We start from the raw sequence: 25,078 nt of genomic DNA, 5'->3' as shown, positions 1-25,078 counted from the left end.
TGCGCCTCACTGCTGACCGGGCTCATCGCGCTTCGCTCTTGCTCGTCATCCCCGCGAAGGCGGGGATCGAGAGACTTCGCAGTCGTGTCGCGATAAAGCCCTGGATCCCCGCCTACGCGGGGATGACGAGCCCCAACGCCATGCCATGCCCGGCATGACGTCGGCGACTTACTGCATATACCAACCATGGCTGACCACGAAGCTCTGCCCGGTCAGCGCCGCGCTCGGGAACTCGGCCAAAAAGCGCACCGTCTGCGCCACGTCCTCGACCGTGGTGAACACGCCATCGACGGTATTGCCGAGCATGACCTTCTTGATCACCTCGTCCTCGCTGATGCCCAGTTCCTTCGCCTGCTCGGGAATCTGCTTGTCCACCAGCGGCGTGCGCACGAACCCGGGGCAGACCACGTGGCTGCGCACGTTGTGCTTGGCGCCTTCCTTCGCGAGCACGCGCGACAGGCCCAGCAGGCCGTGCTTGGCGGTGACGTAGGCCGACTTCAGCGGCGAGGCCTCGTGCGAATGCACCGAGCCCATGTAGATCACCGTGCCGCCCTTGTCGCCTTTGTACATGTGCGGCAGCGCGGCCTTGGTGGTCAGGAACGCGCCGTCGAGATGGATCGCGAGCATCTTCTTCCAATCGGCGAAGGCGTAGTTCTCGATCGGGTTGACGATCTGGATGCCGGCGTTGGAAACCAGGATGTCGATGCCGCCCAGTTCGGCGACCACACGCTCGATGCCGGCGTTGACCGCGGCCTCGTCGGTGACGTCCATCGCCACGCCGATGGCGCGGCCGCCGTTGCCGACGATTTCGTCCGCCACCGCCTGCGCACCGGCCTGATTGAGGTCGGCGATGGCGATCGCGGCGCCGGCGCGGGCCAGCTCGTGCGCGATTTCCTTCCCGATGCCGCTGGCGGCTCCGGTGACGACGGCGACTTTGCCTTGGATCGAGCTCATGGACGACTGCTCCTGGATGCTAGGGGAGGAAATTTGCGCCGAAGTCGGCGAACCGGCGGCCATTGTCGCCGCGGCGTGTTATCGCGGCGTGGCGGCGGATGCATCGCAGTGTCCCGGTGGAAGACCTTGGGGAGCTATCGGACTTTCGTCCGCGGTCAAAGGTTGACCGCTTGGCTTACGCCCTCTCCCGCTGTGCGGGGTGAGCGGACGCGGCTTGCGCGTCCACTGACGCCCAAGCGCTATGCGTTAGCGCCGGGACGGGGTTGAGGCGAGAGCGGCCGCCGATCGCCTGCCCTCACACCCCAAGGGTGCTTCCTGCGGGGCGTCCGGCCCTTCGGGCCACCTTCTCCCGCAAAGCGGGAGAAGGGAAGTAGAGCGGCCGGCTCAGCCCCCAGCGGCGTCCTCAAACGCCGGGAAACAACCGGCCGAACCCTCAATCCTTCTTCTTGCCCTTCTTGTCCTTCTTCTTTTTCTTGTCCTTCTTCTTGTCTTTCTTCTTGGACTTCTTGTCTTTCTTGGGCTGCAGCATGGTGCCGGTGCAATCCGGCGAGCCGCAGCGGCATTCCCAGATCTTCTTCAGCTCCTTGGTGTGCTTCTCTTCCAAGGTGATGCCGTAGTTGTACGACAGCTCCTCGCCCGGGGCGATCTCGCGGATCGCCTCGATGAACACCCTGTCCTGGCGGCGGTCGTCGCCGTCGTCCTCTTCCAGCACCGCCTCGCAGTTGGGCGAGCAGCTGTGATTGATCCAGCGCGCGGTATTGCCTTCGTAGTTGGCGTCGATCACGTACTCGTCGTTGAGCGTGAACAGGAAGGTGTGGCCCGAGTCGGCATCGCCGGTATCGCCGGCGTCGGCTTCCTCGTGGCTGCGGCGGCGGCCTTTGTATTCGATGACGCGTTCGCCCTTGGCGATCGGGGCGACGGCGAATACACCGTTGCCGTGGATGGCTGAACGACGGGCGGCGATCTTGCGCGGCATAGCGATTTCCAAAATGACGAACGATCATTCTGACCTGAGCAGGGGTTGCGCCGCTATCGTCGGCGATCTCCTTTCCGTTACGCGCCGCCGCGGCCCCCGGGCTGGAACCCGGAATCGGCCCCGCCCCGCCCCGGCAATCCGGCCCGGCCGGGCGGCGCCCGGACTGCCCGCCGCGGCCCGATGAATCGTGCAAAACCGCCCGCTGGCCTCGGCCCGGATAAAACCGTACAATTTCGGTACGAATTACCCCCACCGCCTTCAGCGCCCCACGCCGATGCTCCGCGTCACCAAGCTCACCGATTACGCCACGGTCGTCCTGACCGTCCTGGCGGCCCAGCACGACCGCGTCCTCAGCGCGGCCGAGATGGCCGAGCGCGCGGGCCTGGAAGCGCCGACCGTCAGCAAGGTGCTCAAGCCGCTGGCCCAGGCCGGCCTGGTCGAGGGTTTCCGCGGCGCCAACGGCGGCTATCGCCTGGCGCGGGCGCCGGAGGAAATCGGCCTGATCGAGATCGTCGAGGCGATGGAAGGCCCGCTCGGCATGACCGAATGCAGCGTTCACGAAGGCAACTGCGGCCTGGAGCAACAGTGCGGCGTGCGCGCCAACTGGCGCCGGATCAACGACGTCGTGGTCGAAGCGCTCAGCAACGTCACCCTCGCACAGATGCTCGCCCCCACCTTTTCACCCGAACCCGCCTCCGCCAAGCGCATCGACCTGCGCCTGGCCGGCGCTTAGACAGTAGGCAGCCGACATGGCCACCGACATCAGCAAGACGCCCGCCGCCGCGGGCGACATCGCCAATCGTGAGATCCACGAGCAGCTCGGCCGTCGCTACGAAGCCGGTTTCATCACCGACATCGAGTCCGACAGCCTGCCGCCGGGACTGGACGAGGACGTCATCCGCGCGCTCTCGGCCAAGAAGAACGAGCCCGAGTGGATGACCGACTGGCGCCTCGAGGCCTATCGCCACTGGCTGACCATGCCGATGCCGCATTGGGCCAAGCTCAACATCGCGCCGATCGATTTCCAGGCGCTGAGTTACTACAGCGCGCCCAAGGCCAAGTACGCCTCGCTCGACGAAGTGCCGCAGGAACTGCTGGACACCTACGACAAGCTCGGCGTGCCGCTGCACGAGCGCGCGCGCCTGGCCGGCGTGGCGGTGGACGCGGTGTTCGACTCGGTCTCCGTCGGCACCACCTTCCGCAAGGAACTGGCCGAGAAGGGCGTGATCTTCTGCTCGATGTCCGAGGCGATCCGCGAGCAGCCCGAGCTGGTCAAGAAGTACCTGGGCAGCGTCGTGCCGACCGGCGACAACTTCTTCGCCGCGTTGAACTCGGCGGTGTTCTCCGACGGCAGCTTCGTCTTCATTCCCAAGGGCGTGCGCTGCCCGATGGAGCTGAGCACCTATTTCCGCATCAACGCCGGCCACACCGGCCAGTTCGAGCGCACCCTCATCATTTGCGAAGACAAGGCCTACGTCTCGTACCTGGAAGGCTGCACCGCGCCGATGCGCGACGAAAACCAGCTGCACGCGGCGGTGGTCGAGCTGGTCGCGTTGGAAGACGCCGAGATCAAGTACTCGACGGTGCAGAACTGGTACCCGGGCGACGAGAACGGCAAGGGCGGCATCTACAACTTCGTGACCAAGCGCGGCGAATGTCGCGGCGCGCGCAGCAAGATCAGCTGGACCCAGGTCGAAACCGGCTCGGCGATCACCTGGAAATACCCCAGCTGCGTGCTGCTGGGCGACGATTCCACCGGCGAGTTCTATTCGGTCGCGCTGACCCACCATCGTCAGCAGGCCGACACCGGCACCAAGATGATCCACGTCGGCAAGCGCACCAAGTCGAAAATCATCAGCAAGGGCATCAGCGCCGGCCGCGGCCAGAACACCTATCGCGGCCTGGTCAAGGTCGAGAAGCACGCCGCCGGCGCGCGCAACCATACCCAGTGCGACAGCCTGCTGATCGGCAAGAAGTGCGGCGCGCATACGTTCCCGTACATCGAGGTCAAACACCCCGACGCGACGGTCGAACACGAAGCGACCACCTCCAAGATCAGCGACGACCAGCTGTTCTACTGCCGCAGCCGCGGCATCGGCACCGAGGATGCGGTGTCGATGATCGTCGATGGCTTCTGCAAGAGCGTGTTCCGCGAATTGCCGATGGAGTTCGCGGTCGAGGCCAAGAAGCTGCTGGAAGTGAGCCTGGAAGGTTCGGTCGGATGAATACGCGCATCGCCCGTACCATGCGCTTCGTCGCGCCGGACGAACAAAACGCCCAGAGCCTGCGTTATTGGCGTTCGCGCCCGCCGGAAGAACGTTTGCAGGAGACCTTGAACCTGCATCGGGAAGGGAATGAGTTGTTCAAGAACGGGAACCCGCCTTTCGCTTACGTGATCGAGCTGCGCGATGTCCCAGCTCCCTGACGACTGGCGCGACTTTCTCGCTGCGTTGGGCGCTCATCGCGTCGATTACATGCTGGTCGGCGGCATTGCGCTTGGCGTGCATGGACATGTGCGCTATACCCGGGACATGGACGTCTGGTTCCGCGGCACCGAAGAAAACGCGCAACGCCTGATCGCCGCATTACGCGATTTCGGTTTCACGGACATCAAGGCCAATCCCGCCGATTTCTGCAAACCCCGCGCGATGCTGATGCTTGGCGCGGAACCGAACAAAATCGAACTCATCAACTTCGCCGATGGCGTGGACTTCGACCAGTGCTTCCCGAACCGGATCGTTGTCCCGCTCGCGGGAGCGGAGGTCTCGGTCATCGGTATCGACGACCTGCGCAAGAACAAGAAAGCCGTCGGCCGCCTGCAAGACCTGGCGGACCTGGAACGCCTCGAAGATTGAACCAACCAAGATGCCCACCATGCTCAAGATCGAAAACCTCCACGTCCAAGTCGCCGGCAAGGACATCCTCAAGGGCCTGAGCCTTGACCTGCAGCCGGGTCAGGTGCACGCCATCATGGGGCCCAACGGCGCGGGCAAGTCCACGCTGGGCAACGTGCTCGCCGGCCGCGAAGGCTATGAAGTCACCCAAGGGTCGGTCGAATTCGAAGGCCGCGATCTGCTCGCGCTGGAGCCGGAAGAACGCGCTGCCGCCGGCGTGTTCCTGGCATTCCAGTACCCGGTCGAAATCCCGGGCGTGAACAACACCTACTTCCTGCGCGCCGCGCTCAACGCCCAGCGCAAGGCGCGCGGCGAGGCGGAACTCGATTCCATGCAGTTCCTCAAGCTGGTGCGCGAGAAACTGGCCGTGCTGCACCTGAAGGACGAGCTGCTGCATCGCGGCGTCAACGAAGGCTTCAGCGGCGGCGAGAAGAAGCGCAACGAGATCTTCCAGTTGGCGCTGCTCGAACCCAAGCTGGCGATCCTGGACGAAACCGATTCGGGCCTGGACATCGACGCGCTCAAGGCCGTCGCCCACGGCGTCAACACGCTGCGCTCGGCCGATCGCGCCTTCCTGGTGATCACCCACTATCAGCGCCTGCTCGATTACATCAAGCCCGACGTGGTGCACGTGCTGGCCGACGGCCGCATCGTCGAGACCGGCGGGCCGGAACTGGCGCTGGAACTTGAAGCGCACGGCTACGAATGGCTCAAGGACCGCGTCGCCCCGGAGAACGCGGCGTGATCAGCGCGAATGCAGCCACGGAGCGCGCCCGATGAGCGCCCTGCTCGACGCCTTCGCCGCGTCTTTCGAGGCCCTGCCCGCGCGCGAAGCCGCCGGCCTGGGCGCGACCCGCCGCGCAGCGCTCGACGCCGCGCTGCGCGACGGCCTGCCCGGCCCGCGCACCGAAGCCTGGAAATACACGCCGCTGCGCGCGCTGGAACGGCGCGCCTTCGCTTCGGCCGAAGCGGTGCCGGCCAGCTTCGACAGCGCGGCCATCGCCGGCATTCCGGCACCGCGCATCGTCTTCCACAACGGCCGCTTCGACGCCGCGCGTTCGGACCTGTCCGGCCTGCCCGCGGGCGTGTCGCTGCTGCCGCTGTCGCAGGTGCTGGCCACCGACGACGCGCGCGAAGCCAACTTCCTCGCCCGCCGTTTCGAGCGCGCGGACGAAATCTTCGCCCGCCTCAACGCGGCGCTGGCCGATGAAGGCGCGGTGCTGCGCGTGGACGCCGGCGTGCAGGCGCCGGGCACGGTGCATCTGGTGTTCGTCGGCAGCCCCAACGCCGGCGATCTGGCCTGGCATCTGCGCCATCTGATCGAACTGCGCGAAGGCGCCTCGCTCAGCGTGGTCGAGCATCAGATCGCCACCGACATCCACAACCACCTGTCCAACAGCCTGACCCACGTCCACCTGGCGCCCAACGCCACGCTGTCGCATGCGCGGGTGCAGGACGAAGCGCTCGGCGCGACCGTGTTCGCGCGCACCGACGCGGTGCTGGCGCGCGGCGCGCGCTATCGCCGCATCGACCTGGAACTGGGCGCCGCGCTGGCGCGTCACGAACTCAACGCCGCGCTGCATGGCGAAGGCGCGCAGGTCCAGGCCAACGGCGTGCTGCTGGCGAGCGGCCGCCGCCATCTCGACACCCGCCTGGGCATCGATCACGTCGGCCGCGACACCCAGTGCGAACTGGTCTGGCGCGGTCTCGGCGCCGGCCGTTCGCGCGCCGCGTTCCACGGCGGCATCCTGATCCGCGAAGGCGCCGACGGCAGCAACGCGTCGTTGTCGAACAAGAACCTGCTGCTCAGCGAAGGCGCGGAAATCGACACCCAGCCGGTGCTGGAAATCCATGCCGACGAAGTCCAGGCCGCGCACGGCGCCACCGTCGGACAGCTCGACGCCAACGCCCTGTTCTACCTGCGTTCGCGCGGCCTGCCGGTGGAAACCGCGCGCGCGCTGCTGACCGCCGCATTCTGCCGCGAGACTCTGACGGTGATCGAAGACGACAGCGCTCGGGCGATGCTGGAAGTGCGCTTGAATCTGGCCCTGGAACGCCTGCAACTCACCTGACCTGCGCCATGAGCGAAACCGTCGCCAAGATCGATACCGGTACCGCGCGCCACTATCGCTGGGGCGAGGTCTGCGACGGTTGGCATCTGCTAGAAGGCGACGATCTGAGCGTGATCGAAGAGCAGGTGCCTCCGGGCGCGGCCGAAATCCGCCACCGTCACGCGCGTTCGCGCCAGTTCTTCTACGTGCTCGACGGTGTCGCCACGCTCGAAGTCTGCGGCGTGGCGCACGTCCTTCAGCGCGGACAGGGCCTGCACGTGCCGCCGGGCGCGGCCCACCAACTGCGCAACGACAGCGACTCGAACACGAGGTTTCTCGTGATCTCCTCCCCCAAGAGCCACGGCGACCGCGAGACCGTATCCGAATGAACGCCGCTCACCCCGTTTCCCCCTCCGCCGCCATCGACTGGGCCGCAGTCCGCGCCGATTTCCCGGTGTTGACGCGCGAAGTCCACGGCAAGCCGCTGATCTACTTCGACTCGGCCAACACCGGGCAGAAACCCAACGCGGTGATCGATGCGGTGGACGATTTCTATCGCCACCACAACGCCAACGTCAGCCGCGCCGTGCATACGCTGGGCACCGAGGCGACCGAGACGTACGAAGGCGCGCGCAGCAAGCTCGCGCGCTTCCTCAACGTGCGCGTGGACGAGTTGGTGCTGTGCAGCGGCACGACCTTCGCCATCAACCTGGTCGCTTACTCGTGGGCGTTGCCGCGATTGAAGGCAGGCGATGCGATCGTGCTCACGCGCATGGAGCACCACGCCAACATCGTGCCCTGGCAACTGGTCGCGCAGCGCACGGGCGCCACGATCAAGGTCGCGGAGATCGACGAACGCGGCGCGTTGAATCTGGATCAGCTGTACTCGCTGCTCACCCCCGAAGTGAAGTTGCTGGCCTTGACCCACGTGTCGAACGTGCTCGGCACCGTCAACCCGGTGCGCGAGATCTGCCGCGAAGCGCGCAAGCGCGGCATCGCAACGCTGGTCGACGGCTCGCAGGCCGCGCCGCACCGGGCGCTGGACATCGCCGCGATCGGCTGCGATTTCTACGCGATCACCGGCCACAAGATGAGCGGGCCGACCGGCACCGGCGCGCTATGGGCGCGACGCGAACACCTGGAAGCGATGCCGCCGTTCATCGGCGGCGGCGAGATGATCAAGGAAGTGCGGTTCGAAGGCACGGTCTTCGCCGACGGCCCCCGCCGGTTCGAGGCCGGCACGCCGAACATCGCCGGTTTCGCCGGGCTCGGCGCGGCGGTGGACTATCTGTCGGCGCTGGGCATGGCCAACATCGACGCTCGCGAACAGGCCCTGCTGGCGCGCTTCACCCAGGCGCTGCGCGAGGTCCCCGGCCTGCGCATTTTCGGCGAGGCGGCGGAAAAGGCCGCGGTGGTCAGCTTTTTGATCGAAGGCGCGCATGCGCACGATCTGGCCACCCTGCTCGATCTGGAAGGCGTGGCGATCCGTTCCGGCCATCACTGCGCGCATCCGCTGATGCAACACTTCGGCGTGCCGGCGACCTGCCGCGCATCGCTGGCGTACTACAACACGTTCGAAGAAATCGACGCCTTCGTGGCGGCGCTGAACAAGGTCCGCAAGCTGCTCGCATGAACCAAGAAGCCCTGACTTTCCGCGCCGCGACCGCGGCCGATATCGATGCGATCGTCGCTCTGGCCGAATCGGCCTACCGCGGCGACTCCGGCCGCCGCGGCTGGACCACCGAATCCGATCTGCTCGGCGGCCGCCGTACCGGGCCGGACGAAATCGAAGACTTCCTGTGCAAGCCGCGCAGCATGGTCCTGCTCGGCGAACTCGGCGATCCGCCCGCGTTGGTGGCCTGCGCCCATATCGCGGCCCACGACGAGGTCGGTTATCTCGGCCTGTTCACGGTCGATCCGACCCTGCAGGGCGCCGGCATCGGCAAGCGCGTATTGGAAGAGGCCGAACGCATCGTGCGCGACGATTGGCGCTTGTCCACCATCGAGATGACGGTGATCAACGTGCGCGAGGAACTGATCCAGTACTACCTGCGCCGCGGCTTCAGGCGCACCGGCAAGTTCCTGCCGTTCCCGTACGGCGATGCCCGCTTCGGCCTGCCCAAGCGCGACGACCTGAGCTTCGAAGTGCTGGAAAAGACGCTCTGAGCCGCTGACGCGGGCAACCGCCGGACTGTCGCGGATTGCGCGCCATGACCGGCGCCGCTGTTACCGCCGCCGCCGAGCTTTTAAACTAGCGCCATCGCACCGCCAGCCACGGGAACAGCACGTCATGGGCGATTGGATTTTCGTCTGCGCCACCTCGCAATTGTTGCCGGGCGAGTCCACCGTCGCCTGGGACGGCGACACCGCTATCTTCGTCTGCAATTACGACGGCGATTACTACGCGCTGGAAGATCGCTGTTCGCACGAGGATTTCGAACTGTCCTCGGGCACCTTCGACGGCGAGCAGGCCAGTATCGAATGCGTGTTGCACGGCGCGCGCTTCGATGTGCGCGACGGCCGGCCGCTGTGTCCGCCGGCGTATGAACCGGTGGCGAAGTTTCCGGTCAAGGTCGAGGACGGCGGGGTGTGGACCCGCGATGATCGCGAGTAAGCGCGGCTAGCGGCGCCGGTTCGAGGCCGCGCGAGGCTTCGGAATTTCTTGTGGGAGGGGCTTCAGCCCCGATGCTTTTTTCTCAGATCGCTGCATCGCCTCGATCTGCCTGGAAAGCTCCGCCACCGCACTGCGATCCGAAAGAAAGGCATCGGGGCTTCAGCCCCTCCTACAAAAGACCTCTCTTTTCGAGGCTCCACCCCTTACTCAGCCCAAAAACGCGACCGGCCGCCCACTCAGCGGCCCGTTTACGCACATCCATGCGACGAAAACGGTTACAGCCGACTCTCCGCATTTACTTTTCGTTGCAAATGAGAATTCATCTCATTAAGATCGCGGCCTGACGCCGCCTTGCGGCTGCCTATTCCCCGCACTCCCAGAGATTCTCATGCCGACCACGAAGTTCGTCGTGTCGCCGCTTGCCGGCGCGCTCGCTCTAGCCATCAGCCTGCCCGTGTTCGCCGCGCCCGCGCCCGAGCCGCAGGCCAAGGACGTCGAAGGCGTCGCCGTACATGGCCATCGCGTGCAGAAGGCCAGCAGCGGCAAGTACACCGCGAACCTGCGCGACACGCCGCAGACGATCACCGTGATCGACCGCAACACCATCGACGGCCAGAACCTGCTGTCGCTGACCGACATCCTCAGCACCCTGCCCGGCATCACCTTCGGCGCCGGCGAGGGCGGCGGCGGCTTCGGCGACAAGATCAACCTGCGCGGCTTCAACGCCGACAGCGACATCACCGTCGACGGCGTGCGCGACAGCGGTCTGTACAGCCGCACCGATCCGTTCAATCTGGAATCGGTGGAAGTCATCAACGGCGCGAACTCGGTGTACTCCGGCGCCGGCTCGGTCGGCGGCACCATCAACCTGGTCAGCAAGACCGCCGGCCTCAACGAGTTCCACAAAGCCTCCATCGCCGCCGGCACCGACAGCTACGCGCGCATGACCACCGACAGCAACTTCGTGCTCGGCGAAAGCACCGCGCTGCGCCTGAATGCGATGGCGCACCAGAACGACGTGCCGGGCCGCGACGTCGAAAGCAATGAGCGCTGGGGCGTGGCCGCCTCGCTGGCCTTCGGCCTGGGCGGCGACACCACCTGGACCTTGAACTACCTGCACCAGGAAGACGACAACACCCCGCAATACGGCCTGCCGTTCTTCAACGGCGACGGCCTGCCGGGCGTGGACCGCGGCAACTACTACGGCTACAGCAACATCGACAAGCAGGACATCGATCTGAATTCGCTGACCTCGACCATCGAGCATTCCTTCAACGATGGCTTCAAGGTCCGCAACCTGACGCGTTGGCAACAGGTCGATCAATTCTCGCTGGTCGATGCCGTGCAGGGCACCTGGTGCCTGGCCAACAACCTCACCCCGACCGGCGCGTCCTGCGGCGCCACGCGCCCGGGCAACTACAGCCCGAGCGGCCCGCGCGGTTACGGCCGCGACACGCGCAACACCACGATCTACAACCAGACCGATCTGACCACCACCTTCAACACCGGTGCGATCGAACACAATCTGGTCGCGGGTTTCTCGATCCTGCACGAAAAGTTCGACCTCGACGTCACCAGCGATTTCCGCAATCCCAACGGCACCAACCCGTACATCACCGGGCTGCCGCAGATGAACATCGCCAATCCGGACCACATCTATCGCGGCCCGCTCAACCGCACCCTCACCGGCCGCACCGAGGGCGAACTGGACAACCGCGCGTTGTACGTGTTCGACACGCTGAAGTTCAACGAGCAATGGCAGTTGAGCCTGGGCGCGCGCTACGAGCGCAACGAAGGCAAGACCAGCAACGCCGTCGTCGTGCTCGCGCCGACCACCGTCGGCGGCGCGCTGCCGCCGCAGCCGATCGGCACCGTCACCGGTTATGGCGTGCCGTTCAAGAGCAACGACGACCTGTTCTCCTACCGCGCCGGCCTGGTGTTCAAGCCGGTCGAGAACGGCAGCATCTACATCGCTTACGGCAACTCGAAGACGCCGTCTAAGGCCTCGGTCAACGGCTCGTGCACCGCGCAGACCTGCTCGGTCGATCCGGAAACCGCGGTCAATTACGAAATCGGCACCAAGTGGGACTTCCTCGACGGCCGCCTGGCGCTGACCGGTTCGGTGTTCCGCAACGATCGCAAGAACTACAAGGTCGCCGACCTCGACAACCCGGCCAACCTGTCCGGCCTGCAGCAGCTCGACGGCCAGGCGCGCGTGGACGGCGTGATGCTGGGCCTGTCCGGCCTGATCACCGACCAGTGGGCGGTCTACGCCAACTACGCCTTCCTCGACAGCGAAGTGCTGCAGGGCGTGTCCGACCGTCAGTCCGGCCTGGGCCTGGACTACACCAAGGGCGATCGCCTGACCTCGGTGCCGGAGCATTCCTTCAGCCTGTGGACCACCTACGACCTCAGCCCCAAGTGGCAGATCGGTTATGGCGCGACCTACCAGGGCAAGATCTGGCTGACCCAGCACAGCGCGACCAACGTCAACGGCCCGCTGACCACCTACGGCAGCTACTGGACCCATCGCGCGATGGTCGCCTACAAGATCAACCGCTCCGCGCAACTGCAGCTCAACGTCAACAACCTGACCGACGAGGATTACTTCACCCGTATCCGCAACAACGGTTGGGCGACGCCGGGCGACGGCCGCCAGGTGGTGCTGAGCGCCAATTTCGCGTTCTAAGCGGTGCCGGGCGCGACGGGCAACTGGCACGCCGCGCCGACTTCACGTTCTAATCGGACTTCCATAGTCCGCGCGCGCCGCCCGGGTCCGTCCCGGGCGGCCGCATCGAGGAAACCCATGCTGCTGCACGTCCCCAAGGTACTCACCGCCGAACAGCTCGCCCATTGCCGGGCGCGTCTGGATCAGGCCGGCTGGGCCGATGGACGCATCACCGCCGGCCATCAGTCGGCCAAGGCCAAGGACAACGCGCAGCTGCCCGAGAACGATCCGGTCGCGCGCGAGCTGGGCCCGCTGATTCTCGAGGCGCTGTCGAAGAATCCAACCTTCTTCTCCGCGGCGCTGCCGCAGCGCGTGTATCCGCCGCTGTTCAATCGCTACGCCGGCGGCCAGTCGTTCGGCTTCCACGTCGACAACGCGATCCGTTACGACCGCAGCCGCGGCGGCATGGACGCGGTGCGCACCGATCTGTCGGCGACCTTGTTCCTCAGCGCGCCGGAGGAATACGACGGCGGCGAACTGATCATCGAAGACACCTACGGCACCCACAGCGTCAAGCTCGCCGCCGGCGATCTGGTCCTGTATCCGGGCACCAGCCTGCACCGGGTCACGCCGGTGACGCGCGGCGCTCGCATCGCGTCGTTCTTCTGGATCCAGAGTCTGGTCAGCGAAGACGCGCAGCGCCGGCTGATGTTCGAACTGGATGTGTCGATCCGCCGCCTGACCGCCGACGTCCCCGATCATCCCTCGCTGGTGCAACTCACCGGCGTCTATCACAACCTGCTGCGGCGCTGGAGCCAGCCGTGAAGGCGGCCAGCGGCGATCGCGCGGTTGACGCCGGCTCGGTTAAAGCCGGACCGGTTAAGCCTACTTCGGGGACGGTCGATGCTAATCGTCGTTCCTTTTGGCTCAAGACCCTGCACCGCTGGCATTGGATCAGCGCCGCGGTCAGCCTGATCGCGCTGCTGCTGTTCTCGATCACCGGCATCACCTTGAACCACGCCGCGCAGATCGAATCCGAGCCGCGCGTGGTCAACCTCAAGGAAACCCTGCCCGCCAGCCTGTTGCGCGGCCTCAAGGGCGAGCACCCCACCGACGCGCCGCTGCCGGGCGCTGTCAACGATTGGCTCACTGATGCGTTGGATGTGCGCGCCGCCGGTCGCAAGGGCGAATGGTCCGACAGCGAGGTCTACGTTTCTCTGCCGCGTCCGGGCGGCGATGCCTGGATCAGCATCGACCGCCAGAGCGGCGCGATCGAGTACGAACGCACCGACCGCGGCTGGATCGCCTGGCTCAACGATCTGCACAAGGGCCGCAACACCGGCGCGGCGTGGCGCTGGTTCATCGATCTGTTCGCGATCGCCTGCCTGCTGTTCGCCTTCACCGGCCTGTGGCTGCTGCAACTGCACGCGCGCCAGCGCGGCAAGACCTGGCCGCTGGTCGCGCTGGGCCTGGCGGTGCCGCTACTGGTCATCATCGTCTTCATGCATTGAACAAACGTCTTTAGTCCTCCAGGAGCGATCCATGAAATTGTCGTCGTTCAAGGTTCTGATCCCCGCGCTGGCGCTGCCGCTGCCCGCGTTCGCGGCCGATCTGGAACTCAATATCGAGATTCCGCGGATCAACGCCGCCGAGTACCACCGCCCCTATGTCGCCGCGTGGATCGAAAAATCCGACAACACCGTGGCCGGCGATCTGGCGGTCTGGTACGACCTGGACAAGAAGAACGGCGAAGGCACCAAGTGGCTCAAGGACATGCGCCAGTGGTGGCGCCGCAGCGGCCGCACGCTGAGCATGCCGGTCGATGGCGTCAGCGGCGCGACCCGTCCGGTCGGCGCGCACGCTTTGTCGTTCAAGGGCAACAGCAAGCAGCTCAGCAGCCTGGCCCCGGGCAACTACACCTTGGTCGTGGAAGCCGCGCGCGAAGTCGGCGGCCGCGAAATGCTGACGATTCCGTTCGAGTGGCCCGGCAAGGCGCAGAACCTTTCCGCTCAGGGCAAGACCGAGCTGGGCAAGGTCAAGGTGGTGGTGAAGCCTTGAGGGCCGGGAATCGGGAATGGGGAATGGGGAATCGCAAAAAGCGATGTTTCCGATCTCATCCATTCACCGACGCCCACATGCCTTTGCTCTAACGATTCCCGACTCCCAATTCCCCATTCTCCATTCCCGGACCCATCGCCATGAACCTCAAGCTTCTAGTCGCCGCAACCGTCGCCACATTCGCTCTCGCCGGCACCGCGCAAGCGCACAAGGCCTGGCTGCAGCCGTCGCAGACCGTGTTCTCCGACAAGGGCTCGTGGATGACGGTCGATGCGGCCGTGTCCAACGACCTGTTCTACTTCAACCACGTGCCGCTGCCGCTGGAACGCCTGCAAGTCACCGCGCCCGACGGCAGCAAGGTCGAGCCCCAGAACGGCGCCACCGGCAAGCTGCGCACCGTGTTCGATCTGCAACTGCAGCAGGAAGGCACGTACAAGATCGCGATGAACAACGAAGGCATGTTCGCCAGCTACAAGTTCGGCGGCGAAGCCAAGCGCTGGCGCGGCAAGGCCAGCGAGTTCAAGACCGCCATTCCGGCCGGTGCGACCGAAATCAGCGCCTCGGAAAGCCTGGGCCGGGTGGAAACCTTCGCCACCGTCGGCAAGCCCAGCAGCGGCGTGTTCAAGACCAGCGGCAAGGGCATCGAGCTGGTTCCGGTGACCCATCCTAACGATCTGTTCGCCGGCGAAGCGGCGACGTTCCAGTTGTTGCTCGACGGCAAGCCGGCTTCGGGCCTGAAGATCGAGATCGTGCCGGGCGCGACCCGCTATCGCGATCAGCAGAGCGAAATCCACGCCACCACCGGCGCCGACGGCAAGTTCGAAGTGAAGTGGCCGCAAGCCGGCATGTACTGGCTGGAAACCACCAGCGAAGACAACAAGACCAGCCTGCCGGACGCGAAGCAGCGCCGCCTGAGCTACGTCGCCGTGGTCGAAGTGCTGCCGCAGTAAACGATGAGCCAGCGCGTGCCGCCAGCGATGGGGTCGTGGACGGGCGCGCCAAGCGCGCCCGCGGCCTGGTCGCGGCCGGGCATCATCACCGCCGCGCCGAGCTTGCATACTCTGCGCGGCCTGACGATGGGCACGAGCTGGTCGGTCAAGCTGATCGCCGCCGCTTCGCAATTGCAACGGCTCGAACGCGGCATCCAGGCGCGCCTGGATGAAGTCGTCGCGCAGATGAGTACGTGGCAGGCCGACTCCGACATCAGTCGTTACAACCGCGCGCCATCCGGCAGCGTGCATGCGTTGCCGGCCGAATTCGCGCAGGTGCTGGCCGCGGCGCTCGCGCTCGCGGCCGATACCGACGGCGCTTACGATCCGAGCATCGGGCCGTTGACCGATCTGTGGGGCTTCGGCCCGGCCGGCGCTTGCGCACACACACCGGCGACGCACACGCTTGCGCAGGCGCGCGAGCGGGTCGACTGGCGGCGCCTGCGCTTCGATGCCGCGCAGCGGACTTTGCTGCAACCCGGCGGCGCCTATCTCGACTTGTCCTCGATCGCGAAGGGCTATGGCGTCGATCGCGTCGCCGATTGGCTGCTGGCGCAGGATGTCGCCGATTGCCTGATCGAAGTCGGCGGCGAACTGCGCGCGCATGGGCGCAAACCCGATGGCTCGCAGTGGCGGGTCGCGGTCGAGCAACCCGGCGGCGGCGACGACGAAGCCGCGGCGGTGATCGCGCTCGACGGCTTGGCGATCGCGACCTCGGGCGATTACCGCCGCTATTTCGACGCCGGCGAACGCCGTTATTCGCATACCCTCGATCCGCGCAGCGGCGCGCCGATCGATAACACCGTCGCTTCGGTGACGGTGTTGCACCAGCACTGCATGCAGGCCGACGCCCTGGCGACCGCGCTGACCGTGCTCGGCGCGCATGCCGGCATCGCCTACGCCAACCGTCGCAGCCTCGCCGCGTTGTTCGTGTTGCGCGAAGGCGACCGCTTCGTCACCCGCACCACACCGGGCTTCGTCGCCTGTCAGCGCGCCGCATGAATTCGCTGCCCTCTTCCGAACCGCCCGCACCGAAGGCGTCCGCATCCCGGTCGCGTGGTTTCGATCTGTCGTCGATTGGCAACGCCGTGATTCTGGCCGCGCTGGCGGCGTTGGCGATCGCCTTGTCGCAGTGGCAGGCCGAGCCATGGAACTGGGTCGCGCCGGGACGCGGACGCTTGTGGGCCGCGGCGGCGCTGCTCGCCGCTTACGCGGGATTCGTGATCAGCGTGGCGGTGTCGCGCGCGCGCAGCGCTCGCGCGCAGGCCTTGCCGCAGCTCGCGCAGGATCGGCGTGGCGATTGGTTGGTCGCCTTCGCCAGCCAGACCGGTTTCGCGGAACAACTGGCGCGTCGTAGCTGCGACGCGCTGCGCGATGCCGGATTGCGCGCCGATCTGGCCATGCTCGGCAGCCTCGATGCGCGCCAGCTCGGCCACTACTCGCGTGTGCTGTTCGTGGTCAGCACCACCGGCGAAGGCGATGCGCCCGACAGCGCCGCGGCCTTCGTGCGCCGGGTGATGGGCGGCGGCGCGGCGCTGGCCGGGCTGGGCTATGGCGTGCTCGCGCTGGGCGATCGCGACTACAACGAATACTGCGCGTTCGGCCATCGCCTCGATCATTGGCTGCGTCATGCCGGCGCGCAGCCGCTGTTCGATCTGGTCGAAGTCGATAACGGCGAAGCCGGCGCGCTGCGCCATTGGCAACATCACCTGGGCCTGCTCGCCGGACGCACCGACCTGCCCGACTGGAGCGCGCCCGCGTACACGCCGTGGCGTTTGCGCGAGCGTCGCGTGTCCAACCCGGGCAGCGCCGGCGCGCCGGCGTTTCATATCGAACTGGTGCCGGCCGATGCCGCGCTGTTGCAATGGGACGCGGGCGATATCGCCGAGATCGGGCCGCGCAATGGCGCCGATGACGTTGCACTGTGGCTGGCGTCCGCCGCGGCGGACGGCGCGACGCACGTGCGTCGCGACGAAGCTGATCTCACTCTGGCCGAGTTGCTGGCGCGTTCGCACCTGCCCGATCCGGCCGCGCTGCGCGGGCAAAGCGCGCAGGCGATCGCCGCCACGCTGGCGCCGTTGCCGCATCGTGAATATTCGATCGCCTCGATCGCCGCGGAAGGTTCGCTGCGGCTGCTGGTCCGGCAGATGCGCCGCGACGACGGCAGCCTGGGCGTGGGCAGCGGCTGGCTGAGCGAGTACGCGCCGCTGGATTCGTCGATCGACCTTCGCATCCGCAGCAATGCCTCTTTCCACGCGCCGGGCGATGCGCGGCCGATGATCCTGATCGGCAACGGCACCGGCCTGGCGGGCTTGCGCGCCTTGCTCAAGACGCGCATCGCCGCGGGCCATCATCGCAACTGGCTGTTGTTCGGCGAACGCAATGCGGCCTGCGATCTGCACTATCGCGATGAACTCGAAGCCTGGCTGGCGCAGGGTTCGATCGAGCGCGCCGACTATGCGTTCTCGCGCGACGGACGATCGCGTGTCTATGTTCAACAGTTGCTGCGCGAGCACGTCGATGAGGTGCGCGCGTGGATCGGCGCGGGCGCGTCTGTTTATGTCTGCGGCAGTCTGGAAGGCATGGCGCCGGGGGTGGAGGCGGCGCTGGTGGAGGCCGTGGGCGTGGACGCCCTGGAAACGATGGCGGCCGAGGGCCGTTACCGGCGCGATGTTTATTGAGGTTAGGTTGCGGGTTCGCGGCGAGCGGATCGGAAAGCATCGGGGCTGAAGCCCCTCCCACAAAAGACTTCGTACGCTCGAAGCATATTGTGGGAGGGGCTTCAGCCCCGATGCTTTCGGTTCAGTGCCCGATGATCTTGCGGCACAAAGAACAAGGCGCGGTTCCAGCGCCTGGCTGACTCACTCAACCGCAGCCACGCGCACCAGCAGCACTTCCCCGCCACCTTCGAGCACATGCCGCAGACGTTCGCTGCCGGCGGCGAGAATCGCGGTATCGCCGGCGTGCAGTGGCGGCAGACCCGAGTCGTCGGCAAATCGCGCTTGCCCGGCGAGCAGATGCACAGCCCAGCTGTGGTGCGGTTCGGCGAAGATCACCATCGGGCCTACCAGCGGCCGGTGCCACAGCTCCGCGCGGACGCGGTCGCGGCGCCACATCAGGTTGAAGTCGTGGGTCGGGCCGTCGAGCAGTTCGCCGAGCACCTCGCGCTCGCCGGGAAAGCGCAGCTTGTCGTGCGGCGGCAACAGTTCGTGGGCTTCGCCATCGTTGAAGCGCAGGCGCAGGCCGTTGCCGCTGAGCAGCACCAGTTCGCGATCGATGCCGGGGAAGGCCGAAAACGGCGCGTCGCGCTCGATTTCCGCGATCGACAGGCGCCAGTCCCAGTCCTCGCCTTCGGCCGGGCGATCGACACCGCCGGTCTGGCGGCTCATGCGCACGATCTCGCGGGTCCAGCCGAACTGATTGCGCCAGCGTTCGCGGCGGTACTCGTTGGCGGGGATGGACCAGGACAGGCTGTCGGACATGGCGGTGGGAGGCTGCGGGCTGACGCGCAGTCTAGGGGCTGGATGCGGTCTGGCCCAGGTGGGGTTGGGGAGCAAGAGCGAATCCCCCTGCCCCCCTTTTTCAAAGGGGGGAAGCTTCGGGGGTGGTTCTCGGAGGGATGGGGGACTGCGGCTTCGGCCGCCAGGGGCGCCGACTCCCGACTCCCGATTCCCGATTCCCGATTCCCGATTCCCCAAAAAGGATGTGCCCCACCGCGGATCCATCCGCGGCGGGGCGACGTACTTCCGTGTCCAGGGACCTCCCCCCGAATCCTTCGGGCATCCTTGCCCGATTAACTACCGACTCCGCATCCGTACGGTGCCGGCAGGTTGTTTCAGCGCTTGCTGGCGGCGCGCGGTGCTGCGATCGCGCCGGCGGTGTTGGTCGGCCGGCCTTGCGGCGCGCCACCCACCACGATTCGGTCCCGGTTCTTTTCGACCGTCTTCAGACCGATTCCCTTGACCAAGGCCAGCTGTTCGACGCTGCGGAAGGCTCCGTTGGCCTTGCGGTAGGCGACGATGGCTTCGGCCTTGGACGCTCCGACGTTAAGCAGCACGCGATCCAGCGTGGCAGCGTCGGCGCTGTTGATATTGACCTGCTCCGAGGCGTAGGCGCTGCCAGCCAGCAGCAACGACAGAACCAACGACTTGGCGATGAGGGCAAACGATTTCATGACTTTAGCTCCTGAGATTGGATTCCTTTCCGATCCGGCGGACGTACATCCCTGAGTCCTTGTGTCCGCCGGTGGAGACAGTGTCCATGTCTCGATGGGCACAGGTTATCGCCAGGCAGGCCTGCGCGAAGTCGGGCGTAGCCGCAGCGCAGGGTAGGAAAAGTCCTACACGGTCCCGGAGGGGTAAACTGGCGTCTTTCCCAGCTTCGAAGGCCCCGATGATGGACGCCAGCAAGGTCGATCGTTACGTGAGCGGCAAGTGGGACGACGAAATCGTCCCGCAATTGGTCGAATACATCCGCATTCCCAACAAGTCGCCGATGTTCGACGCCGACTGGGTCAAGCACGGCTACATGGACGATGCGGTCAAGCTGATGGAGTCCTGGGCCAAGTCCCAGTCGATCCCCGGCATGCAGGTCGAGGTGGTGCGCCTGGAAGGCCGCACGCCGTTGATCTTCCTCGACATTCCCGCCGCCCACGGCGGCAGCAATGAGGATTGCGTGCTGCTCTACGGCCACCTGGACAAGCAGCCGGAGATGACCGGCTGGGACGACGACCTGGGCCCGTGGAAGCCGGTGATCAAGGGCGACAAGCTGTACGGCCGCGGCGGCGCCGACGACGGTTACGCGATCTTCGGCTCGCTGGCCGCGATCCTGGCCCTGCAGGAACAGCAGATTCCGCACTCGCGCTGCGTGATCCTGATCGAGGCCTGCGAGGAATCGGGCAGCTACGACCTGCCGGCCTATGTCGATCACCTCGCCGAGCGGATCGGCCAGCCCTCGCTGGTGGTGTGCCTGGATTCGGGCTGCGGCAACTACGACCAACTGTGGTGCACGACCTCGCTGCGCGGCCTGGCCGGCGGCAATTTCACCGTCAAGGTGCTCAGCGAAGGCGTGCACTCGGGCGACGCGTCCGGCATCGTGCCGTCGAGTTTCCGCCTGCTGCGCCAGCTGCTCTCGCGCCTTGAGGACGAAACCAGCGGCAAGATCCTGATCGAAGGCCTGTACGTGGACGTGCCGGAAGAACGCCTGGAGCAGGCCCGCCAGGCCGCCAAGGTGCTGGGCACGGCGATCTACGACAAGTTCCCGTTCCTGCCCGGCATGAAGCCGATGGCCGAGGGCCTGTCGGAACTGGTGCTCAACCGCACTTGGCGTCCGGCGCTGTCGGTCACCGGCGTTGACGGCATGCCGTCGCTGGCTTCGGCCGGCAACGTGCTGCGTCCGCACACCTCGGTAAAGCTGTCGTTGCGCCTGCCGCCGACCCTGGACGGCAAGCGCGCCGGCGAACTGCTCAAGGAAGTGCTGCTGCGCGATCCGCCCAACGGCGCGCAGGTCACGCTGGAACTGGAGAAGTCCTCCAGCGGTTGGAACGCGCCGGCGATGTCGTCGTGGTTGTCGAAGGCGATCGACACCTCCAGCCGCGATTTCTTCGGCCAGCCGGCGATGTACATGGGCGAAGGCGGCTCGATTCCGTTCATGGGCATGCTCGGCGAAAAGTTCCCGGGCGCGCAGTTCATGATCACCGGCGTGCTGGGCCCGCATTCCAACGCGCACGGCCCGAACGAGTTCCTGCACATCCCGATGGGCAAGCGCGTGACCGCGTGCGTGGCGCGCGTGGTGGCCGAGCATCATGAAGCCAGCCAGCGCGGCGAGACCACCGGCGTCGCCGTCGCGGCCGACAGCGGCGATCGTCACGGCGATCACGGCTGCTGCTGATCCGCTGATCTTCGCTGCGACAAAAAGGCGGGCCCCTCATTGGGCCCGCCTTTTTTATTTCGCGATGCCGTTGCGCTCAAGCCTGCGGATTACCCGGGCGCGATCCAGTGCACGCAGCGCGCGCGGTCGCCAGAACCGATACGTCACCGCTACCGGCACGCAAGCGACTTCGAAGCCTTTTTCGCGCCATGGCGCACTGGCTTAACCGCTGGACAACCCAAACCGCCGCCCTCACACGGCAGCGACGGCGCCAGTCACATGATCCTGCCGCGTTCCCACCTATCCTCCTGAGGAGGCAAGCCATGTTCGGCGGCATTATTTCCACGATCATCATCGGCGCAGTCATCGGCATCCTCGCGCGCTTCTTCAAGCCCGGCGCGGACCCGATGGGCTGGATCCTGACCATCCTGCTCGGCATCGCCGGCGCCTATATCGGCAGCCTGTTCTATGCCGGCGGCGGCTTCATCGGCATCATCATCTCGGTGGTGTGCGCGGTGGTGCTGTTGTTCCTGTACGAGATGATTCGCAGCAAGACCGCGAAGGGCTGACGCCCGAGCGCAGCGCAGCGCTGCGAACGAGAACGCCCCGGTTTCGGCCGGGGCGTTTTTTATTTGCGCGATCGCTCGATGCTGGACAACGCCGTCAGTCCCGCAGGTAATCCACCACCCGCTGCGCCAGCGCCTGCGCATCTTCCTCCAGGGTGTCGAGCCGCAGCTCCGGCGACTCGGGCGCTTCGTACGGCGAATCGATGCCGGTGAAGTTCGGGATCTTGCCGGCGCGCGCCTTCGCGTACAGGCCCTTGACGTCGCGCCGCTCGGCCTCGCCCAACGGCGTATCGACGAACACTTCCACGAACTCGCCATCGCCGAACAGCTCGCGCGCCAACCGGCGCTCGGCGCGGAACGGCGAAATGAAGCTGACCAGCACGATCAGGCCGGCGTCGGTCATCAACTTGGCGACCTCGGCGACGCGGCGGATGTTCTCGACCCGATCCGCGTCGGTGAAGCCCAGGTCCTTGTTGAGCCCGTGACGCACGTTGTCGCCATCGAGAATGAAGGTGTGGTGGCCCAATGCGTGCAGCTGCTTGTCGACCAGATTGGCGATGGTCGATTTGCCCGAACCCGACAGACCGGTGAACCACACGCAGCGCGGCGTTTGTTGCTTGCTGCGCGAGCGCGCGGCCTTGTCTACATCGACCGGCTGCCAGTGAATGTTCTCCGCGCGGCGCAGGGCGAAGTCGAGCGTGCCGGCGGCGACGGTGGCGTTGGTCTGACGGTCGATCAACACGAAACCGCCGAGATCGCGATTGTCGCGATAAACCTCGAACGCGATCGGCTGATCCAGGCTGAGATTGCAGTACGCGACTTCGTTGAGTTCCAACTGCCGCGCCGCCAGCTGCGCCTGGGTGTTGACGTCGATCTTGTGCTTGATCTCGGTGATGCTGACCGCGACCGTGCGGGTGCCGATCTTCAGCCAATACGAACGGCTCGGCAGCAGCGGCTTGGCGTCCATCCACAGCAGATGCGCGGCGAACTGATCGGCCACCTGCGCCGGCTGCGCCGCGCTGGCGATCACGTCGCCGCGGCTGATATCGAGTTCGTCCGCCAGCGTCAGCGTGACCGCCTGCCCGGCGAAGGCCTGGGCCAGATCGCCGTCGGCGGTGACGATGCGTTGCACGCGTGAGCGACGCCCCGACGGCAGCGCGACGATTTCGTCGCCCGGCCGCACCGAGCCGGCGGTGATGGTGCCGGCGAAGCCGCGGAAGTCCTGGTGCGGACGATTGACCCATTGCACCGGCAGGCGTAAGCCGATCTCGGCCGCGCGATGCGAGACATCGACCGTTTCCAGGTGTTCGAGCACGCTCGGCCCGGTGTACCAGGGCGTGGACGCCGAAGCAGCGGTGAGGTTGTCGCCGTTGAGCGCCGACAGCGGCACCGCCTGCACGTGATCGATGCCGAGCTTCGCCGCGAGTTCGCGGTATTCGCCGACGATGCGGTCGAACACGTCCTGATCGAAATCGACCAGATCCATCTTGTTCACCGCCAGCAGCACATGGCGGATGCCCAGTAGCGAAACGATATAGCTGTGGCGGCGCGTCTGCGTCAGCAGGCCCTTGCGCGCATCCACCAACACCACCGCCAGATCGGCGGTGGACGCGCCGGTGGCCATGTTGCGGGTGTACTGCTCATGGCCCGGGCAGTCGGCGACGATGAACTTGCGCTGGTCGGTGCCGAAATAGCGATAGGCGACATCGATGGTGATGCCCTGCTCGCGCTCGGCGGCCAGGCCATCGACCAACAAGGCGTAATCGACTTCGCCGTTGCGGGTGCCGTGACGGCGGCTGTCGGCGTCGAGCGCGGCCAGCTGGTCTTCGAACAGGCGCTGGGTGTCGTGCAGCAGGCGGCCGATCAGCGTGCTCTTGCCGTCGTCCACGCTGCCGCAGGTGATGAAGCGCAGCAGGCTCTTGCGTTCGTGCTGCTGCAGGTAGGCGGCGATGGCGTCGCCCGCGAAATCGGGGATTCGCGATTCGGGATTGGCGAAAGCCAACACGCTCGCCTCCGCCTTGTCCGTCGAACCCTCGGCCGCCCCGCCGCGCGCTTGCGCGAATCCCGAATCGCGAATTTCCAGTCCCGGCTTCATCAGAAATAGCCCTCCTGCTTCTTGCGCTCCATCGAGGCGGACGGATCGTGATCGATCATCCGGCCCTGGCGTTCGGAGGTGGTGGCGACCAGCATCTCGGCGATGATTTTTTCCAGCGTATCGGCTTCGGATTCGATCGCGCCGGTCAGCGGATAGCAGCCCAGGGTGCGGAAACGCACCTTGCGCATCTGCGGCGTTTCGCCGTCGCGCAGCGGTAGACGCCCGTCATCGACCAGGATCAGGCTGCCCTCGCGCTCCACCACCGGACGCGGCGCGGCGAAGTACAGCGACGGCACCGGGATGCGCTCGCGATAGATGTACAGCCACACGTCCAGCTCGGTCCAGTTGGAGATCGGAAACACGCGCACGCTTTCGCCGCTGTGGATGCGGGTGTTGTACAGATTCCACAGCTCCGGGCGCTGGTTCTTCGGGTCCCAGCGATGCTGCGGATTGCGGAACGAGAAGATGCGCTCCTTGGCCCGCGATTTTTCTTCGTCGCGGCGGGCGCCGCCAATGGCGGCGTCGAACTTGTTCCAGTCCAGCGCCTGCTTGAGGCCCTGAGTCTTCATCACATCGGTATGCACCGCCGCGCCGTGACTGACCGGGCCGATGCCCTGGGCCAGACCGTCGGGATTGATGTGCACGCGCAGGTCCACGCCGGTTTCGCGCGCGCGCTGGTCGCGGAAGGAAATCATTTCGCCGAACTTCCAGCCGGTGTCCACGTGCAGCAGCGGAATCGGCGGACGCGCGGGATAAAAGGCCTTGAGCAGCAGATGCAGCAGCACCGAACTGTCCTTGCCGACCGAGTACAGCATCACCGGATTGCGGAACTCGGCGGCGACCTCGCGCAGGATGTGGATGCTCTCGGCTTCCAGCTTGTCCAGATGACTCAACGCATGCGGCGCCAGCCGCGGTCCGCCATGCACTGGCGTCTCCACGGCGGCGGACGGGTCGAACAGGACACTCAGATCGGGTGACGCACTCATCTCAGGCGGACTCGCAAGCAAAGCCGCGTTCCAGGATCGGCCGGGCGACGCGGCGGCGCCTGGCCTGTAGCGGTGATTCCGGTTCCCGGGACGTCGCCGGGGATTGCCCGCCGCGCCCATCGAACCAACCGAAGTAACGAAACACAAGGTCAATGCCGCCTCCGAAGCCCGGCCCCACCACCCACCGGACCCACCCGAACCCGCGCACCCGACCCGTCTGCAGCCGCCCCGAAACCGGGCCCATACCCAGTCCCAGCGACCGCTTCGACACGGTCCATTAGAAATCCCCCCGGATTCGGGGAGAAATGAGCGCAGGTCATGAACGCATAACCGAGCATCCTTTCCGGACGGGGGTTTCC

General features: G+C 66.1%; 25 protein-coding genes and 1 pseudogene. 20 read left to right on the top strand and 6 right to left on the bottom strand.

Features of this window, described 5'->3' with window-relative positions:
- Positions 1–168: 168 nt before the first annotated feature.
- Positions 169–954, bottom strand: a complete 786-nt coding sequence (locus LG3211_RS05945) for a 3-hydroxybutyrate dehydrogenase (RefSeq protein ID WP_046655840.1) — start codon at positions 952–954, stop codon at positions 169–171.
- Positions 955–1,465: 511 nt separating this feature from the next.
- Positions 1,466–1,930, bottom strand: a pseudogene (locus LG3211_RS05940) (SET domain-containing protein); the annotation flags it as partial.
- A gap of 274 nt (positions 1,931–2,204) precedes the next feature.
- Here LG3211_RS05940 and LG3211_RS05935 point away from each other — a divergent pair.
- The 18 genes from LG3211_RS05935 (at position 2,205) to LG3211_RS27420 (ending at position 18,064) form a co-directional block, all read left to right on the top strand.
- The gene (locus LG3211_RS05935) at positions 2,205–2,663 is read left to right on the top strand and encodes an SUF system Fe-S cluster assembly regulator (RefSeq protein ID WP_057942012.1); all 459 of its coding nucleotides are present in this window, start codon (positions 2,205–2,207) and stop codon (positions 2,661–2,663) included.
- A gap of 16 nt (positions 2,664–2,679) precedes the next feature.
- Positions 2,680–4,155 carry a Fe-S cluster assembly protein SufB gene (gene sufB / locus LG3211_RS05930; protein ID WP_057942011.1) on the top strand — a complete coding sequence of 492 codons (1,476 nt, stop codon included), beginning with the start codon at positions 2,680–2,682 and terminating at the stop codon, positions 4,153–4,155.
- Entirely contained in the window at positions 4,152–4,355 is a 204-nt protein-coding gene (locus LG3211_RS05925) for a hypothetical protein (protein ID WP_057942010.1), read from the top strand. The genes sufB and LG3211_RS05925 overlap by 4 nt, the downstream gene beginning before the upstream one ends.
- Entirely contained in the window at positions 4,339–4,785 is a 447-nt protein-coding gene (locus LG3211_RS05920; RefSeq protein ID WP_148648771.1) for a hypothetical protein, read from the top strand. Before LG3211_RS05925 ends, LG3211_RS05920 begins: the two co-directional genes overlap by 17 nt.
- Positions 4,786–4,804: 19 nt before the next feature.
- A complete protein-coding gene (gene sufC / locus LG3211_RS05915) occupies positions 4,805–5,569 on the top strand; it encodes a Fe-S cluster assembly ATPase SufC (RefSeq protein ID WP_057945310.1) in 765 nt (254 codons plus the stop codon).
- A gap of 31 nt (positions 5,570–5,600) precedes the next feature.
- Positions 5,601–6,896: a Fe-S cluster assembly protein SufD gene (gene sufD / locus LG3211_RS05910; RefSeq protein ID WP_057942008.1), complete on the top strand. Its 1,296-nt coding sequence runs from the start codon at positions 5,601–5,603 to the stop codon at positions 6,894–6,896.
- 8 nt (positions 6,897–6,904) lie between these two features.
- The gene (locus LG3211_RS05905; protein ID WP_057942007.1) at positions 6,905–7,264 is read left to right on the top strand and encodes a cupin domain-containing protein; all 360 of its coding nucleotides are present in this window, start codon (positions 6,905–6,907) and stop codon (positions 7,262–7,264) included.
- The gene (locus LG3211_RS05900; protein WP_057942006.1) at positions 7,261–8,508 is read left to right on the top strand and encodes a cysteine desulfurase; all 1,248 of its coding nucleotides are present in this window, start codon (positions 7,261–7,263) and stop codon (positions 8,506–8,508) included. Before LG3211_RS05905 ends, LG3211_RS05900 begins: the two co-directional genes overlap by 4 nt.
- Positions 8,505–9,041 carry a GNAT family N-acetyltransferase gene (locus tag LG3211_RS05895; RefSeq protein ID WP_057942005.1) on the top strand — a complete coding sequence of 179 codons (537 nt, stop codon included), beginning with the start codon at positions 8,505–8,507 and terminating at the stop codon, positions 9,039–9,041. Before LG3211_RS05900 ends, LG3211_RS05895 begins: the two co-directional genes overlap by 4 nt.
- Positions 9,042–9,165: 124 nt before the next feature.
- Positions 9,166–9,489 (top strand): Rieske (2Fe-2S) protein, encoded by a 324-nt coding sequence (locus tag LG3211_RS05890; protein WP_057942004.1) that lies wholly within the window; start codon positions 9,166–9,168, stop codon positions 9,487–9,489.
- 388 nt (positions 9,490–9,877) lie between these two features.
- Entirely contained in the window at positions 9,878–12,178 is a 2,301-nt protein-coding gene (locus LG3211_RS05885) for a TonB-dependent receptor (protein WP_057942003.1), read from the top strand.
- Positions 12,179–12,295: 117 nt separating this feature from the next.
- Positions 12,296–12,982 carry a Fe2+-dependent dioxygenase gene (locus LG3211_RS05880; RefSeq protein WP_057942002.1) on the top strand — a complete coding sequence of 229 codons (687 nt, stop codon included), beginning with the start codon at positions 12,296–12,298 and terminating at the stop codon, positions 12,980–12,982.
- Between the two features lie 110 nt (positions 12,983–13,092).
- Entirely contained in the window at positions 13,093–13,668 is a 576-nt protein-coding gene (locus tag LG3211_RS05875) for a PepSY-associated TM helix domain-containing protein (RefSeq protein ID WP_057945309.1), read from the top strand.
- 31 nt (positions 13,669–13,699) lie between these two features.
- Entirely contained in the window at positions 13,700–14,215 is a 516-nt protein-coding gene (locus LG3211_RS05870) for a DUF2271 domain-containing protein (protein ID WP_057942001.1), read from the top strand.
- 140 nt (positions 14,216–14,355) lie between these two features.
- Complete coding sequence (locus LG3211_RS05865; RefSeq protein ID WP_057942000.1) at positions 14,356–15,165, top strand: DUF4198 domain-containing protein; 810 nt, start codon at positions 14,356–14,358, stop codon at positions 15,163–15,165.
- Between the two features lie 126 nt (positions 15,166–15,291).
- Entirely contained in the window at positions 15,292–16,206 is a 915-nt protein-coding gene (locus LG3211_RS05860) for an FAD:protein FMN transferase (RefSeq protein ID WP_425479963.1), read from the top strand.
- Between the two features lie 86 nt (positions 16,207–16,292).
- Entirely contained in the window at positions 16,293–17,885 is a 1,593-nt protein-coding gene (locus LG3211_RS05855; protein WP_237049839.1) for a sulfite reductase subunit alpha, read from the top strand.
- Positions 17,882–18,064, top strand: coding sequence for a DUF6053 domain-containing protein (locus LG3211_RS27420; protein WP_222837578.1), 183 nt, complete (start codon positions 17,882–17,884; stop codon positions 18,062–18,064). The genes LG3211_RS05855 and LG3211_RS27420 overlap by 4 nt, the downstream gene beginning before the upstream one ends.
- A gap of 1 nt (position 18,065) precedes the next feature.
- Here the strand turns inward: LG3211_RS27420 and LG3211_RS05850 are convergent, their stop codons facing one another.
- Complete coding sequence (locus LG3211_RS05850; RefSeq protein ID WP_057941998.1) at positions 18,066–18,686, bottom strand: HutD/Ves family protein; 621 nt, start codon at positions 18,684–18,686, stop codon at positions 18,066–18,068.
- A gap of 353 nt (positions 18,687–19,039) precedes the next feature.
- On the bottom strand, positions 19,040–19,378 hold the full coding sequence (locus LG3211_RS05845) for a ComEA family DNA-binding protein (protein ID WP_057941997.1): 339 nt from the start codon (positions 19,376–19,378) through the stop codon (positions 19,040–19,042).
- Between the two features lie 221 nt (positions 19,379–19,599).
- Here LG3211_RS05845 and LG3211_RS05835 point away from each other — a divergent pair, with 221 nt between their 5' ends.
- A complete protein-coding gene (locus LG3211_RS05835; protein ID WP_057941995.1) occupies positions 19,600–21,093 on the top strand; it encodes a M20 family metallopeptidase in 1,494 nt (497 codons plus the stop codon).
- Positions 21,094–21,395: 302 nt separating this feature from the next.
- Complete coding sequence (locus LG3211_RS05830; protein ID WP_057941994.1) at positions 21,396–21,641, top strand: GlsB/YeaQ/YmgE family stress response membrane protein; 246 nt, start codon at positions 21,396–21,398, stop codon at positions 21,639–21,641.
- A 94-nt stretch (positions 21,642–21,735) separates the two neighbouring features.
- On the opposite strand, the gene cysN is transcribed toward LG3211_RS05830, so the two are convergent.
- Both cysN and cysD read right to left on the bottom strand, forming a co-directional pair.
- Entirely contained in the window at positions 21,736–23,733 is a 1,998-nt protein-coding gene (cysN, locus tag LG3211_RS05825; protein ID WP_083512340.1) for a sulfate adenylyltransferase subunit CysN, read from the bottom strand.
- Entirely contained in the window at positions 23,733–24,719 is a 987-nt protein-coding gene (gene cysD / locus LG3211_RS05820) for a sulfate adenylyltransferase subunit CysD (RefSeq protein WP_083512339.1), read from the bottom strand. Before cysD ends, cysN begins: the two co-directional genes overlap by 1 nt.
- Positions 24,720–25,078 lie beyond the last annotated feature (359 nt).

Origin of the sequence: Lysobacter gummosus, assembly GCF_001442805.1 — a bacterium.
Taxonomy (GTDB): Bacteria; Pseudomonadota; Gammaproteobacteria; order Xanthomonadales; family Xanthomonadaceae; genus Lysobacter; species Lysobacter gummosus.
Note: the sequence above shows the minus strand (reverse complement) of the source record. Positions and strands in the feature narration are given on the sequence as shown.